Annotated in this window: 3 protein-coding genes; all 3 read right to left on the bottom strand. The window is 59.6% G+C overall.

The window, feature by feature from the left end:
• A partial coding sequence (locus EZI54_RS23735; RefSeq protein WP_207389341.1) for an IS66 family transposase occupies positions 1 to 504 on the bottom strand: 504 nt, incomplete at its 3' end.
• A gap of 28 nt (positions 505 to 532) precedes the next feature.
• Positions 533 to 877, bottom strand: a complete 345-nt coding sequence (gene tnpB / locus EZI54_RS23730; protein WP_131484316.1) for an IS66 family insertion sequence element accessory protein TnpB — start codon at positions 875 to 877, stop codon at positions 533 to 535.
• A complete protein-coding gene (gene tnpA, locus EZI54_RS23725; RefSeq protein ID WP_131484315.1) occupies positions 874 to 1,164 on the bottom strand; it encodes an IS66 family insertion sequence element accessory protein TnpA in 291 nt (96 codons plus the stop codon). Before tnpA ends, tnpB begins: the two co-directional genes overlap by 4 nt.
• Between the last annotated feature and the right edge of the window lie 58 nt (positions 1,165 to 1,222).

Raw genomic sequence — 1,222 nt, 5'->3', positions numbered from 1 at the left:
GCCCTTGCGCCGGAACACTGGGCGCTCGCATTTAAGCACCACATAACTGGAGGCCCGCTGGGCCAGCCGGTAGGTGGTCTTGCTGCCAATCACTTCGTACTGATCGGCCTCCGGGCCGGTCAGCTCCGGTGGCAGGTGTTCAAGGACTTCCACCGGCACATCGGCGGTAAAGCGCAGGCCTGTGTCGTTCAGGCAGTCGTCGTCCCGCTGTTTCTTGCCGGTGCCGCGCTGGTAGGCCTTAACGGTACGCTTTTCTTCATCCGCAGGCTGCTCCGGCAGCGGCGCTTCATCGGGCTGGAACAGGCTGTCCTGTCCTGGCAGGTCATACACCTGCTTCTCGGATTTGGGACCGAACAGCTGCTTCTTGAACCAGTCCAGTTGATGGGTCAACTGACGAATGGCTTCGGTCTGAGCGCCCAACTGCTCCCGCAACAAGGCATTCTCCTCGGCCAGGGCCGAGTAGGAAGGTGCGTTGGAAGAAGGAGTGGAAGCCGTTGAATTCATGGCCGATATTATACCGGAAGTCGGCCTTCTATACCCCTCGAAAACGCTTGAATTGGCGGTATTTCTGCACTTCAATGCCATCGATCAGCAGTTGCAGATCCGTCAGGGTCAGGGCTCGCTGACCGGAGGCGGCTAACGGCACCCGGAACTGCCCCTGCTCCAGACGCTTGGCCCATAGGCAATAACCGGTGGCGGTAAAATACAGCATCTTCATCTGGGTCTTGCGACGATTGACGAAGACGAAATACTGGCCGCTGAGCGGGTCGAGCTTCAGCTGATTCCGGACCAGCGCGCTCAGGCCCCGGAACGATTTGCGCATGTCCGTGGGTTCAGTGCACAGCCAGATGCGCGCCTGGCTATCGAGCCCGATCATCCGTTCTGGCTCAGCCGCAGTTCGACGCCGTTGCCAAGACTCAGCACAATGTTCCAGCCTGGACCGGATGATGGCGACGCCCCCATCAAAGACGACAGATCCAGAAAACTGGCTTCACCGGAGCCTGCCGAATCCTCGGTCGAGGGGGCCGCCAGCCGCTTGCGCCAGTTGCAGAAGCTGGCGTAACCAATACTCTCCTGCTTACAAAACTGTGGAGCTGACAAGCCGCTGGCACGCTGCTGATCAACCAGGGTCTGCCACTGTTCGGGTGTGCGGTGCTTTCTCATGGGGGTAACCTCGTGTCGGAAAATGTGAGGTTACTGTAGGGCGAATCTCAGCGGGGTG

The organism is Marinobacter halodurans (assembly GCF_004327985.1).
GTDB lineage: Bacteria > Pseudomonadota > Gammaproteobacteria > Pseudomonadales > Oleiphilaceae > Marinobacter_A > Marinobacter_A halodurans.
Note: the sequence above shows the minus strand (reverse complement) of the source record. Positions and strands in the feature narration are given on the sequence as shown.

What these genes read in the sequence shown, in the direction of transcription:
- tnpA (WP_131484315.1), bottom strand. Translation starts at nt 1,164, where the DNA reads ATGAGAAAGCACCGCACACCCGAACAGTGGCAGACCCTGGTTGATCAG.
- tnpB (WP_131484316.1), bottom strand. Translation starts at nt 877, where the DNA reads ATGATCGGGCTCGATAGCCAGGCGCGCATCTGGCTGTGCACTGAACCC.